The sequence below is a fragment of the Microbacterium sp. CGR1 genome (assembly GCF_051062835.1).
Taxonomy (GTDB): Bacteria; Actinomycetota; Actinomycetes; order Actinomycetales; family Microbacteriaceae; genus Microbacterium.
The window spans coordinates 23,452-35,960 of the sequence record NZ_JAOTPG010000002.1 but is presented as its reverse complement, the minus strand read 5'-3'; the positions used below and the strand labels follow the sequence as shown (position 1 = coordinate 35,960).

Annotated in this window: 12 protein-coding genes; 3 read left to right on the top strand and 9 right to left on the bottom strand. The window is 67.7% G+C overall.

Annotated elements, in window-relative coordinates; translation table 11 throughout:
• Window positions 1-10: 10 nt before the first annotated feature.
• On the bottom strand, window positions 11-217 hold the full coding sequence (locus tag OD997_RS15155; RefSeq protein WP_434332415.1) for an AsnC family protein: 207 nt from the start codon (window positions 215-217) through the stop codon (window positions 11-13).
• Window positions 218-309: 92 nt separating this feature from the next.
• On the opposite strand from OD997_RS15155, the gene OD997_RS15150 reads away from it, so the two are divergent.
• Entirely contained in the window at window positions 310-1,341 is a 1,032-nt protein-coding gene (locus tag OD997_RS15150) for a S66 family peptidase (RefSeq protein ID WP_434332414.1), read from the top strand.
• 77 nt (window positions 1,342-1,418) lie between these two features.
• Here OD997_RS15150 and OD997_RS15145 read toward each other — a convergent pair whose 3' ends face one another.
• Window positions 1,419-2,879 carry an MFS transporter gene (locus OD997_RS15145; protein WP_434332413.1) on the bottom strand — a complete coding sequence of 487 codons (1,461 nt, stop codon included), beginning with the start codon at window positions 2,877-2,879 and terminating at the stop codon, window positions 1,419-1,421.
• A 147-nt stretch (window positions 2,880-3,026) separates the two neighbouring features.
• Between OD997_RS15145 and OD997_RS15140 the strand changes: the two genes are divergently transcribed.
• Window positions 3,027-3,524 (top strand): metallophosphoesterase family protein, encoded by a 498-nt coding sequence (locus tag OD997_RS15140; protein WP_434332412.1) that lies wholly within the window; start codon window positions 3,027-3,029, stop codon window positions 3,522-3,524.
• 24 nt (window positions 3,525-3,548) lie between these two features.
• Here OD997_RS15140 and OD997_RS15135 read toward each other — a convergent pair whose 3' ends face one another.
• From OD997_RS15135 to OD997_RS15115, 5 genes are all read right to left on the bottom strand, one after another.
• A complete protein-coding gene (locus OD997_RS15135; RefSeq protein ID WP_434332411.1) occupies window positions 3,549-3,914 on the bottom strand; it encodes an HNH endonuclease in 366 nt (121 codons plus the stop codon).
• Between the two features lie 55 nt (window positions 3,915-3,969).
• On the bottom strand, window positions 3,970-5,712 hold the full coding sequence (locus tag OD997_RS15130) for a glycoside hydrolase family 35 protein (RefSeq protein ID WP_434332410.1): 1,743 nt from the start codon (window positions 5,710-5,712) through the stop codon (window positions 3,970-3,972).
• Between the two features lie 65 nt (window positions 5,713-5,777).
• Complete coding sequence (locus OD997_RS15125) at window positions 5,778-7,133, bottom strand: ABC transporter substrate-binding protein (protein WP_434332409.1); 1,356 nt, start codon at window positions 7,131-7,133, stop codon at window positions 5,778-5,780.
• A 68-nt stretch (window positions 7,134-7,201) separates the two neighbouring features.
• Window positions 7,202-8,047, bottom strand: a complete 846-nt coding sequence (locus tag OD997_RS15120) for a carbohydrate ABC transporter permease (protein WP_434332939.1) — start codon at window positions 8,045-8,047, stop codon at window positions 7,202-7,204.
• Window positions 8,048-8,093: 46 nt separating this feature from the next.
• Window positions 8,094-9,011: a carbohydrate ABC transporter permease gene (locus tag OD997_RS15115; RefSeq protein WP_434332408.1), complete on the bottom strand. Its 918-nt coding sequence runs from the start codon at window positions 9,009-9,011 to the stop codon at window positions 8,094-8,096.
• A gap of 160 nt (window positions 9,012-9,171) precedes the next feature.
• Here OD997_RS15115 and OD997_RS15110 point away from each other — a divergent pair, with 160 nt between their 5' ends.
• Window positions 9,172-10,155, top strand: a complete 984-nt coding sequence (locus OD997_RS15110) for a LacI family DNA-binding transcriptional regulator (RefSeq protein WP_434332938.1) — start codon at window positions 9,172-9,174, stop codon at window positions 10,153-10,155.
• Here the strand turns inward: OD997_RS15110 and OD997_RS15105 are convergent, their stop codons facing one another.
• Window positions 10,156-11,784, bottom strand: a complete 1,629-nt coding sequence (locus OD997_RS15105; protein WP_434332407.1) for an MFS transporter — start codon at window positions 11,782-11,784, stop codon at window positions 10,156-10,158.
• Window positions 11,781-12,509: an ion channel gene (locus OD997_RS15100; protein ID WP_434332406.1), complete on the bottom strand. Its 729-nt coding sequence runs from the start codon at window positions 12,507-12,509 to the stop codon at window positions 11,781-11,783. Before OD997_RS15100 ends, OD997_RS15105 begins: the two co-directional genes overlap by 4 nt.

Here is a 12,509-nt window from a genome sequence, read left to right as displayed (position 1 = left end):
TGTATGCGCCTCAGTGCTTGCCGAACCGGCGGTGCACCGCCTGCTTGGTCACGCCGAGTGCGCTCGCGATCGCCTGCCACGAGTATCCGAGGTTGCGCGCTCGGCGCACCTGCGCCTCCTCGGAGCGGGCGAGCTCGGTGCGGAGCGCCGCAAGGCGGTGGAGCTCGGAGAGCGGCTCGCCGCCGTCATCCTGTGCCAGTGCTGTCTCGATCGTCATGATGACCTCCGGCGTCAATCCTTGTTGACGCACGTCGGTTTGTCAATTCATGTTGACGAGCGCCCTCGGCTTCGCGGTGCGAGACTGGGCGGATGCTGGCTGCACCGAAACCCGTCCCCGGCGACAGGATCGCCGTCCTCTCACCCGCGTTCGCCGCGCCCGCGGTCGCGCCGGAGCTCCACGAGCAGGCGATGCGCAGACTGCAGGAGCTGACAGGGCTCGTCCCCGTCGAGTACGCGACGACGCGTCAGCTCGACGCGAGCCCGGAGGACCGCGCGGCCGATGTGAACGCCGCGTTCGCAGACCCCGGCATCCGGGCGATCCTTGCGACGATCGGCGGTGACGACCAGATCCTGGTGGTGCCGCATCTCGACGCCGCGCTCGCGCAGGCCGACCCCAAACCCTTCCTCGGCTACAGCGACAACACGAACGTCCTCAACTGGCTCTGGCAGCACGGCGTCACCGGGTACTACGGCGGGTCCACCGCGGTACACCTCGGCCCGGGGCCCGCGGTCGACGACGTGCACCTGCGGTCGTTGCGCGCGGCGCTGCTCGACGGCGGCACGGTCGAGATCACGGAGCCCGGCGAGTCGGAGGACAACGGACGGCGCTGGGAGGACCCCCGTGCACTCACCGAGTACGGCGACCGTACTCCGACCGGGGAGTGGGCCTGGGCGGGCCCGGCGTCGCGGGTCGAAGGGCGCACGTGGGGCGGTTGCCTCGAGTCCATCGACGGGCTCGCACTCGCCGACCGGCTGCCGACCGCGTATGACCTGCGCGGCGGCATCCTGCTGCTGGAGACGAGTGAGGAGCGGCCGTCCGCGAGCTGGGTCGGGCGGTGGATGCGCGGACTGGGGGAGCGCGGCATCCTCGCCTCCGTCGCGGGTGTCGTCGTCGCGCGTCCGCCCGTGAGCGACTTCGAGTTCCTGCCGTCACGCGATGAGGCCGATGCCCTTCGCGCGGCGCAGCGAGATGTCGTGATCGAGACGGTCTCCCGCTACAACCCCGACGCGGTGGTCTGCGTGGGGGTGCCCTTCGGCCATACCCGCCCTCAGTGGATCCTGCCCTACGGCGGGACGATGACTCTCGACGGAGCCTCGCGCACGGTCACGGCCTCCTACTGAGCCCGACGACCACCCCGAGCACCCGAAAGGGCGGCACCCCCCCGAGGAGGTGCCGCCCTTTCGCGTGAGGTGACGTGTCAGAGTTCGACGGCCGCCGCGACGCCGAGGTCTTCGTCGTAGTCGTTGTCCTTGGTCTCCTTCGACAGCAGCAGCGCGATGAACGTCAGCACGCCCATCGCCGACAGGTACAGGCCGACGAGCCAGGGAGCGCCGTCGCCGAGTTCCCAGAGCCAGAGCGCGATGAGCGGAGCCACGGCCGCCCCGAGGATCGACGACACGTTGTACGAGATCGCGGAGCCCGTGTAGCGGACGTTCGTCGGGAAGAGCTCCGGAAGCAGCGCACCCATGGGGCCGAACGTCGCACCCATGAGCATGAAGCCGAATACCAGGAAGGCCTGCGCCAGAGCGCCGGTGAACTTCGGGTCCATCGCGGGGAGCAGGAAGGCGTTGAACGTGAAGCCGAAGACGATGATGAGCCCCGTGACCCACAGCAGCAGCTTGCGGCGGCCGATCGCGTCGGCGATCGGTCCGGAGAGCAGGGTGAAGATGCCGAAGAAGACGACGCCGACGATCTGCATGAGCACGAAGTCGGTGTAGCCGAATCCGAGCCCCGGATAGAACTGCGCGGCGAACGCCGACGCGTCGAAGTCCTTGCCCGTCGCCTCCGCCGCGGCCTGCGCGGCGGCGGATGCCGTCTCGAGGGTGGCCGGCTTCGTGCCGTACGCGAGCGTGAAGTTCGTCATGAGGTAGAAGAGGACGTACGTCGCCAGCATGATGAACGTGCCGAGGATCAGCTGCTTCCAGTGGTGACGGAACACGGTCGCCAGCGGCAGCTTGCGGATCGCGCCCTTCTTCTCCGCCTTCTTGAACGTGTCGGACTCGACGAGCTTCAGACGCACCCAGAGGCCGATGATGACCATGACGGCCGAGAACAGGAACGGGATGCGCCAGCCCCACGACAGGAACGCCTCGGACTTGAGCGCCGGGTTCTCGGCGTGCGGGAGCAGCCAGTTGATCCCGAGGAACAGGAAGTTGGCGATGATGAAGCCGAGCGGTGCTCCGAGCTGCGGGAACGTACCGTACCAGGCGCGCTTACCGGCCGGTGCGTTCTCGGTGGCGACCAGAGCTGCACCCGACCACTCGCCACCGAGCGCGAAGCCCTGCGCGAGGCGGAGGATGAGCAGCAGCAGGGCGGCCCACCAGCCGATCTGCTGGAAGGTGGGGAGCAGGCCGATGATGAAGGTCGCGATGCCCATCGTGAGCAGCGACGCCACGAGGGTGGCCTTGCGGCCGAACTTGTCGCCGAAGTGGCCGAAGATGACCGCGCCGATCGGGCGAGCGACCATCGCGGCGCCGAAGACGGCGAACGAGGAGAGCAGCGACGTCGTGTCGTTTCCGGTGGGGAAGAACAGCACAGGGAAGACGAGAACGGCCGCGGTCGCGTACGCGTAGAAGTCGTAGAACTCGATCGTGGTTCCGACGAGGCTCGCCGTGATGACGCGCGAGCGCGGATTCGCGGGCGCTGTGGTCGTGCTCATGCTGCTCCTTAGATCTGCGGCCCGGTATACCAAGGCACCGACAGATCCTACGCCTTCCTGAGTGTTTGCTGGGTGCGTGTGACGTCATGGCGACGGTCCTGCGTAGAGTCGGAACCGACTCCGATGCCCGCCTGAGATGGGAAGACCGTGACGACGAGCCTGCTGCTGATCGCCGACACGCATGTGCCTGCGCGCGCCCGACGCCTGCCCGACTCGGTGCTCCGGGCCGTCGACGAGGCGGACATCGTCGTGCATGCCGGGGACTGGATCGATGTCGCGACCCTCGACGTGCTCGAGTCGAGGGCACGGACGCTGTACGCCGTGTACGGCAACAACGACGGCCACACGTTGCGCGATCGGCTGCCTGAGATCGCCCGGTTCGCCGTCGAGGAGGTCGACGTCGCGGTGGTGCACGAGACGGGGCAGAAGCAGCGGCGCGAGGAGCGGATGGACGAGGCCTTTCCCGGGGTGGACCTGCTCGTGTTCGGGCACTCCCACATCCCGTGGGACACCGTCGCCCCGTCCGGGATGCGGCTGCTGAATCCGGGGTCGCCCACCGACCGCCGTCGTCAGCCGGTGTGCACGATGATGACGGTCGTGATCGACGGCGCACGGATCGAGGCAACGCTGGTGCCGATCGCCTGAATCGCGTGGATCACCGAACCTGCGTCACCCGTCTTCGCGCAGGGCGACGAGGATCTCGCCGTATCGGCTGAGGAAGGCGCGCTCGTCGAGTCGCTTTCGTCTCAGCCACGACGTGACCTCGTCGTTGCGCTTGCTCGCGTTGCACGACCCGCACGCGGGCACCACATTCTCCACGGTGTAGCGCCCGCCTCGGGAGATCGGCATCACGCAGTCGCGTTGGAGCGCGACGTCGACCGCTCCGCAGTACGCGCATCCGCCCCACGTCTCCTGCAGCGAGGCCCACTGCTCGGCGGTGAGGTCGTTGTCCACCCTCGCCAGACGGCCCTGGCGTCGCTTCGCATAGCGGGCGCGCGCAGCGGGCGTGGGGGTGGAGAACCTTCGACGCGGCACAGACACACGGTACTGGGAGGAAGCGCGTGCCAGAGCGCCATTCCGCTGTGTCTCGCTATTCCTCCGTGTCGCCCAGGGCCAGCGCCGAGACGAAGTCGGCGGTCGGGGCGATCAGGTGCTCGAGCTCCAGCACGACGAGCCTGTTCGCTCCGGCGACGGTCGCAGGCGACGGGACGAAGAGCGTGCGCTGCGGGCCGTTGCGCCAATAACGCCCGAGGAAGAACCCGTTGACGAACGCGTAGCCCTTGCTCCACGACGCGGTGTCGAGGAAGAGATCTGCGGGGGAGTCGAGGTCGAAGTCGGCCACCCACGCGGACGGTGCGCTTCCCGCCTCACCCGACGGGTCCCCGGCACTGGAGGCGATCTCCATTGCGATCTCCGCGACGTCCAGCGGCGTCGAGCGCCAGCCCGTGAGGGCGACCCCGTCGAGGGTGGGCGTGCCGATGAGGCCCTTCTGCTCGCCGAGCCGGTGGTCGTAGTTCACGCGACCCTGCTCTTCGACGAGGATGCTGAGCACGCGCCCGGCGGGGATCCTCAGCGCGCGGTCGTGGCGTGTGCGCGAGAGGGTTCCGACGGCCTGGCCGTCGACGCTCACCCAGGCGAGGTCGCGCACCTCCTCGGTGACGAGGAGGCCGCCCTGGCCCTCGGGGAGTTCGACCTCGTACCGGACCAGAGCGCTCAGGTGCTCGAGCTCATCGAACGTCGCCGGGGCCTCAGCCTTGGCCGCATCGGTCGCGGCATCCGTCCACGTGCCCGCAGGGGCGAGCGATGCAGAGAACACGGGAGCGGGGGTCGCGGTGGCGGGACGCTCGTCGGGCACCGGTGCATACTTGGCGATCACATCACGGAAGGCGAAGAACTTCGCCGTCGGGTCGCCGGCTTCGTCGAGAGGGGCGTCGTAGTCGTACGAGGTGACGATCGGCAGGTAGCGGCCCTTGTGGTTCGCGCCGTTCGTGAGGCCGAAGTTGGTACCGCCGTGGAACATGTAGATGTTGACCGAGGCGCCGGCGGCGAGGAGCTCGTCGAGGTCGGCGGCCGCGGCATCCACGTCGGTGGTGTGGTGCACGCCACCCCACCAGTCGAACCAGCCGTCCCAGAACTCCGAGCACATCAGAGGGCCCGTGGGCTGGTGGGCGCGCAGCGTGGCGAGGCGCTCGGCGCTGCGCGAGCCGAAGGATCCGGTCTTGTGCAGCTCGGGGAGGCTGCCGTCGGCGAGCATCTGGTCGGTGGGCTGGTCGACGGTGGTGAGGGGGACCGTGATACCCGACTCACGGGTCACGGCGACGAGCGCCTCGAGGTAGGCCTTGTCGGAGCCGTACGCGCCGTACTCGTTCTCGATCTGCACGAGTACGACCGAGCCGCCGCGGTCGATCTGCCGCGGTGCGACGATCTCGTAGACGCGGCGCAGGTACTCGCTCACATCGGCGAGGAAGGTGGGTTCGGAGGAGCGGAGCTCGCGCTCGCCGGCGGTGAGCCAGTTCGGGAGCCCGCCGTTGTGCCATTCGGCGCAGATGTAGGGGCCGGGGCGGACGATCGCATCCATGCCCTCGGCCTGGATGAGGTCGAGGAAGCGTCCGAGATCGTTCCAGCCCGTGGCATGCCACTCGCCGCGCCGCGGCTCGTGCGCGTTCCAGGCGACGTAGGTCTCGATCGTGTTGAGCCCCATCAGACGGGCCTTGCGGATGCGGTCCTGCCACTGGTCCGGGTGGATGCGGAAGTAGTGGAGGGCTCCGGCGATCACCCGGTGGGGGTGCCCTGCGCGGAGGAAGTCTGTCTCGCCGATGGAGAAGGAGGTCACGATGAGGTGCTTTCGATGGGGAGGGCCGGACGGGGAGAGGATCCCCGTCCGGCCCGGACGTGCGATTACTTGTTGACGGCGAAGCCCTGCGAGTTGCCGTACTCGACCAGCGCGTCCTGCCAGGTCACGAGGCCCTCGTTCAGGTCGGTGCCGTTCTGGTACGACTGACCAACGGTGTCTCCGAAGATGCTGTTGCCGTATACCTGGTAGGGCAGGTAGTTCCAGCCCTCGACCACGTCGTCGGCCGCGGCCGCGAGGACCTCGTTGATCTTCTGGCCGCCGAAGTACTCGGGGGCGTCGGCGAGGAACTCGTCGCTCGAGAGCTCGGCGGTGGTGGAGGGGAATCCGCCGGACTCGAGGAACGTCGAGATGCTCTCCTCCGAGTTGTTCAGCCACCACAGGAAGCCGGCTGCGAGCTCCGGGTTCTTGCTCTGCGTGGTCACGGCCTGGCCGCCGCCGCCGTTCTCGGCCGTCGCCGGGGTGCCGTCGTAGGTCGGCATCGGCGCGACGCGCCAGTCGCCGGCTCCGTCGGGAGCTCCGGTGATCAGGTTGCCGGGCATCCAGGCGCCGATCACGAGGGTCGCGAGGCTTCCGTCGCCGAGGGCGCGGAACCACTCGTCGCTCCAGCTGCCGTACGGGGCGAGCAGGTCCTCCTCGACGAGGCGGTTCCAGTTCTCGGTCCACTTCTTGGACCCGTCGTCCTGCAGGTCGATCGTGACGTCGGTGCCGGAGGTGGCGAACGGCTTGCCGCCGGCCTGCCAGATCATCGAGGTCGCGAAGCCGGCGTCACCGGTGTCGTTGGTGATGTACGCGTCGGGGTTCGCGGCGTGGATCGCCTTCGCCGCCTCGTAGTACTCATCCCACGTGGTGGGCACGGCGACGCCTGCGGCGTCGAACACGGCCTTGTTGTAGAACAGGGCCATGGGGCCGGAGTCCTGCGGCAGGCCGTAGATGGCGTCACCGTCGGTGACGGAGTTCCATGTCGAGGCGGTGTAGTCGTCCTCGAAATCGGCGAAGCCGTACTGCGAGAGGTCGACGAACGCGTCGGTGAGCGCGAACTGCGGGAACGCGTAGTACTCGACCTGCACGACGTCGGGGGCGCCGGATCCGGCCTTGATGGCGTTCTGGAGCTTGGTGTACTCCTCGTTGTTGGTGCCCGCGTTGACCACGTTCACCTTGACGTTCGGGTACTCCTTCTCGAAAGCCTCGACCTGGGCCTCGGCAGAAGGGGTCCACGACCAGTACGTGATCTCGCCGCCCTTCTCGAGAGCCGCCTCCACGGAGTCGAACGAGCCGTCGCCGGAGGCCGAGCCTGAGCCTGCGTCGCCGGTGCTGCAACCGGCCAGCGCCAGCGCTGCCACGGTTCCGGCCGCGAGCACGGCGAGGGTGCGCCGTGCGGCCGGGGAGGGAAGGTGCTTCATTGCTGTGTCCTTTCGGGGGTGCGGTCCAGCGTCGGACCGACGTGTGCGGTGCAGAGGGATGCCGGGAGCTACTGCTTGACGCTTCCGGCGGTGAGACCTGACTGCCAGAAGCGCTGCAGCAGCAGGAAGGCGATGACGATCGGGATGATGGTGAGGAGCGACCCCATGATCACGAGGTTGTAGATCGGCTGGGATCCTGCGCCGATCGCCTGGGCGCTCCACTGGTTGAGGCCGACCGTGAGCGGGTACCACGCGGGGTCCGACAGCATGATCAACGGCAGGAAGTAGTTGTTCCAGGTCGCGACGACCGTGAACAGCGCGACGGTCACGATGCCGGGTGCGAGGAGCCTCATCGAGATCGTGAAGAAGGTGCGGAACTCTCCCGCGCCGTCGATGCGGGCAGCCTCCAGGAGCTCTGTCGGCACCGACTCGGAGGCGAACACCCAGATCAGGTAGAGCCCGAAGGGGCTGATCAGCGACGGGATGATCACTGCCCACGGCGTGTTCGTGAGACCGAGCTCGCTGAACAGCAGGAAGGTCGGCACGGCGAGAGCGGTGCCGGGGACGGCGACCGCGCCGAGGACGACGGCGAACACCGCACGGCGGCCGGGGAAGCGGTACTTCGCCAGGCCGTAGCCGGCCATGGTGGCCAGGAGCGTGGCGCCGCCGGCGCCCACCACGACGTAGAGCAGGGTGTTGCCGAGCCAGCGCAGGAAGATGCCGTCCTGGTACGAGAAGGTGGCGACGAGGTTGTCGAAGAACGCGAAGTCGTCGGAGAACCACAGACCGAACGAGCTGAAGAGTCCCGACTGCGTCTTGGTCGAGCTGAACAGCAGCCAGACGAGCGGCACGAGCGTGTACAGCGCATACGCGACCATCACGATCAGCAGGACCTTGGACTTGCGCGGGTTCATCAGGTCGTGGCGCTTCTTGGACGGGCGAGCGAGGGGGAGTGCCATGTCAGCGCACCTCAGACTTCGAGCCGCGCAGCTGCACGACGTAGGCGATCACCGCGGTGATGACGCCCATGATGATGGCGATCGTCGCGGCATAGTTGAACTGCTGTCCGGCGAACGAGAGGTTGTACGCGTACATGTTGGGTGTGAAGTACGTCGTGATCACGTTCGGGGCCAGGGGGCGCAGGATGTTGGGCTCGTTGAAGAGCTGGAAGCTGCCGATGATCGAGAAGATCGTGGCGATCACGAGTGCACCGCGGACGTTGGGGATCTTGATCGAGAAGATCGTCCGCCACGCGCCGGCGCCGTCGAGCGATGCCGCCTCGTACATGTCGGTCGGGATCGTCTTCAGCGAGGAGTAGAAGATCAGCATGTTGTAGCCGACGAACTGCCACGTCACGATGTTCCCGATCGAGACCAGGATCCATTCCCGGGCGAACGGGGTGATGAGGTCGCTGCCGAGGAAGTCGTTGAAGTTCGACGTCAGACCGAACTGGTCTCCGTAGATGTATCCCCACATCAGCACCGCGACGACCGCGGGCACGGCGTAAGGCAGGAAGATCAGGATGCGGAAGAAGGATGCTCCGCGCAGGCGTGCGCTGTCGAGGGCGAGAGCTGCGGCCAGTGCCAGGACGAGCATGATCGGCACCTGCACGACGAGGAACAGGACGACGCGCCCGAACGCCTCCCAGAACTGGGGGTCGGTGAGTGCGCGCACATAGTTGTCGACCCCCACGAACGCGGTGCCGCCGATCAGCTTCTCCTGGAAGAAGCTGAGGTACAGCGCGTAGGCGAGAGGTGTCAGGAACACCAGCGCGAAGACGACCATGAACGGGCCCACGAAGGCCCAGCCCTTCCAGTCGCGCTTCTCGCGCCGGCGGATGCCGTTGCCCGCAAGTACTGCGGAGTCTTGAGTCGTCATTGACGAGAACCTTCTTAGAGATCGAGCGCTCACCGCGCCGTGTGTCAACGTCAACATATGCGATGCGCTGGTAGTGTGTCAACGTCAACATATGAATGGATGGTTGATCGTGACCTCGGAGCAGTCGGCAGAGCCGCCGCAGCGGCGGAGAGACCCGTCGATGGAGGACGTCGCGCGTGAGGCCGGCGTCTCCGGGCAGACCGTCTCACGCGTCGTGAACGCCCGTGGCTACGTCGGGGCCGCGACCAGAGTGCGCGTCGAAGACGCCATGCAGCGACTCGGCTACCGGCCCAACAGCGCCGCTCGGGCCCTGCGATCGGGTCGTTTTCGCGCCATCGGCGTGATCATGTTCTCCTTCAGCTCCTACGGAAACCAGCGCACCCTCGACGCGATCGCCGTGCGCGCCTCGCAGATGGGATACGCGCTGACGCTGATCCCCGTGGAGTCGAGTGCGCGCGACACCGTGGCCGGAGCCTTCCGCCGACTCGAGGAGCACGCGGTCGACGGCATCATCATCGTGATCGAGGCTCACCAGCTCGACGAGGCCGAGGTCGAGATCCCCGACGGACTCCCGGTCGTGCTGGTCGACTCCAATCGCGGAGACGCGCATCCGTTCGTCGACACGGATCAGGCGCAGGGTGCGCGACTCGCCACCGAGCACCTGCTCGACCTCGGCCACCGGACGGTGTGGCACATCGCGGGGCCCGCGAAGTCCTACTCCGCAGAGCGTCGACGCGAGTCCTGGCGGCAGACGCTCGAGTCCCGCGGCGTCACCGCGCCCGATCCGCTGCAGGGCGATTGGTCAGCGGAGTCCGGCTATCGGGCGGGACTGCGACTCCGCGATGATGACACGGTCACGGCGGTGTTCGCGGCGAACGACCAGATGGCGATCGGCGTCGTGCGGGCGTTCCGTGAGGCGGGGCGCGACATCCCGGGAGACGTCAGCGTGGTGGGCTTCGACGGCCTGCCCGATGCCGCGCAGCTCTGGCCGCCGCTCACCACCGTGCAGCAGCACCCCGAGCGCGTCGGCGCGCTCGCCGTCGATGCGCTGCTCGCCGAGCTCGACGGTGGCGACCGGGCTCAGACGCCCCTCGTCGGCACCGAACTCGTGGTGCGCGAGAGCACGGCATCCCCTCGCCGCTGATCACGTCCTCTCCGGTGCACTCTCGTCGTCACCCGCGCGGCGGCGGATCATGGCCTCGGCAGGGATGCCGCGTGAGAACAGGATCGACAGCAGGCTGATGGCTATCAGCCCGACGAACGCCACTCGCAGCGATGAGAGCTGAGAGCTGCGATAGATCTCGGCCAGTTCGGTCGCTTCGTCCTCGGTGAGTCCGGCGGCCTCGCCGAGACCGACCACGTCGGCCGCCGGGATGACGGTGACTCCGCGGTCCGTCGCCGCGCTCACGGTCGCGCGCACCTCCGACGGAAGAGCGCTCGCGGCGACGCCGGACGCGAACGATGTGGACAGCGCCCCGATCAGGAGCGAGCCGATCAGCGCGGTACCCAGGGAGGATCCGAGGTTCTGGAATACGCCCTGCAGCCCGCCGGCCTCACTCGTGTCCTTCTCGCTCACGCTCGACATGTTCACGTTGCCGAGCTGCGAGGCGAGAAGCCCCAGCGCGCTCCCCGTGAAGAACATGCCGACCCCGAACAGCACACCGCGCAGATCCTCCGTCACGGAACCGAGCAGCAGTACCGCACTGAGGGCGAGCACCCATTGCCCGACGCGGACGATGCGCCGAGGCGACCAGCGCCGCGACAGGGTCGTGCCCACGATCGAGAACAGCACGAGGGCGATCGAGAGCGGGAAGATCTTCACGCCCGTCTCGAGCGCGTCCAGACCGAGTGTCATCTGCAGGTACACCGGCACCATGAAGAACAGCCCGGCTGTCACGGTGTACTGGGCGCCGAGGACCGAGAGCCCGCTGCGCAGAGTGGTGATGGAGAGCAGATCCGGCTGCATCAGGGGCGATCGCCCGTCACGCAGGAGTCGGCGCTGCCATCGGATGAACAGTGCGATCAACGCGGCCCCGAAGCCGATGCACCACGCGGTGAGGGAGACTCCGAGCGGCGCGAGAGGGACGCCGGCGATCTCGGGCGTGTGGAGCGGGACCACCCATCCCCAGGTCTTGCTCTGCAGCATCCCGAAGACGATCAGCACCAGACCCGCCGATGACAGAAGCACGCTGCCGATGTCGATGCGGATCATCTGTCGCGGGGTCGAATCGGTGATGATCCGCGCGCAGAACACGACGACGAGCATGATCACGACCTCGGCGACGAAGACGAAGCGCCAGCTCGAATACGTGGTCACCGCGCCGCCGATCAGCGGGCCCGCGGCGACGGCGGCGCCCGAGACGGCGCCGATGACGGCGAAGGCCGTGACGCGTTCGCTGCCCCGATAGTTGTCGGCGACGAGAGCGGCGATCGCGGGGATGACCAGGACCGCGCCCAGCCCCTCGATGATCGACCAACCCAGGAAGAGGAAACCCACCGACGGGCTCAGCGCGGTGATCAGGGACCCTGCCGCATACACGCACGACCCGACGACGAACGCACGGCGGCGACCCCACACATCGCCCAGCTTGGCGCCGAACAGCATGAACGCCGCCATCGTGAGCGTGTAGAAGGTGATCGCCGCCTGCATCGCCGCGACCGAGGTGTCGAGGTCGCTCACGACCGTCGAGATCGACACGTTCATCACGGTGCCGTCGAGCACCATCACGAACTGGGCGGCGCCGAGCACGATGACGACGTTCCACTTCCTCATGACTGCTCCTCGGCCCGGGGCACGGCTGCCGGTTCGTAGGCGGGACGTCGGGATCCGCGCATGATCCTCGCCACAGCGGTGATCAGGAACAGCTGTCCGGTGATCGCCTCCGCCACGGCGATCGCCTGCACGGCAGGGGCGGCAGGCACGATGTTCCCGTACCCGGTGGTGGTGAGCGTCGTGAACGAGAAGAAGAGCTGACTCGAGAGGGAGTCGACGACCTCAGTGCCGAACGTGGGGGAGATCGTGAGCAGAGCGACGAGGTTGTAGACGAGCGTGAAGAACATCCCCACCAGGATGTAAGCGGCGGTCGCGGCGAGCAGGGCCTCGATGTCGAGTCCTCGGCGCTGCACCTGATGCCGGATGATCGCCACGGGAGCGATGAAGAAGGCGACCATCGACGCCGCTGAGAGAGCGACGTCGAGCAGTTGCCCCTCGGTACCGAGCGCAGAGGTGATGATCGCGGCGATGCCGGCCACGGCGAGGATCGCCCATGCGATGCGCTGCACACGCCGATGCGCCCGGGTGACCCTGAGCACGACCGCGACGGTGATGAGTTGCACGAGGAACGCCGGCGGACTCGGATTGCTCGTGTCCTGGATCGCGCACAGCACATAGGTGACGACGAGAAGGGCCAGGACGAACCAGTATCCGCTGCGCCATCCGGAGGCACCGCCCGTGTCGGGCGATCGAGCCGGCGAGTGCAACGCGTTCTCCGGTTCCAC

Excerpts from the sequence above, each read along its gene's own strand:
- OD997_RS15155 (WP_434332415.1), bottom strand. The coding sequence starts at position 217 with ATGACGATCGAGACAGCACTGGCACAGGATGACGGCGGCGAGCCGCTC.
- OD997_RS15150 (WP_434332414.1), top strand. The coding sequence starts at position 310 with ATGCTGGCTGCACCGAAACCCGTCCCCGGCGACAGGATCGCCGTCCTC.
- OD997_RS15145 (WP_434332413.1), bottom strand. The coding sequence starts at position 2,879 with ATGAGCACGACCACAGCGCCCGCGAATCCGCGCTCGCGCGTCATCACG.
- OD997_RS15125 (WP_434332409.1), bottom strand. The coding sequence starts at position 7,133 with ATGAAGCACCTTCCCTCCCCGGCCGCACGGCGCACCCTCGCCGTGCTC.
- OD997_RS15120 (WP_434332939.1), bottom strand. The coding sequence starts at position 8,047 with ATGAACCCGCGCAAGTCCAAGGTCCTGCTGATCGTGATGGTCGCGTAT.
- OD997_RS15115 (WP_434332408.1), bottom strand. The coding sequence starts at position 9,011 with ATGACGACTCAAGACTCCGCAGTACTTGCGGGCAACGGCATCCGCCGG.
- OD997_RS15110 (WP_434332938.1), top strand. The coding sequence starts at position 9,172 with ATGGAGGACGTCGCGCGTGAGGCCGGCGTCTCCGGGCAGACCGTCTCA.
- OD997_RS15105 (WP_434332407.1), bottom strand. The coding sequence starts at position 11,784 with ATGAGGAAGTGGAACGTCGTCATCGTGCTCGGCGCCGCCCAGTTCGTG.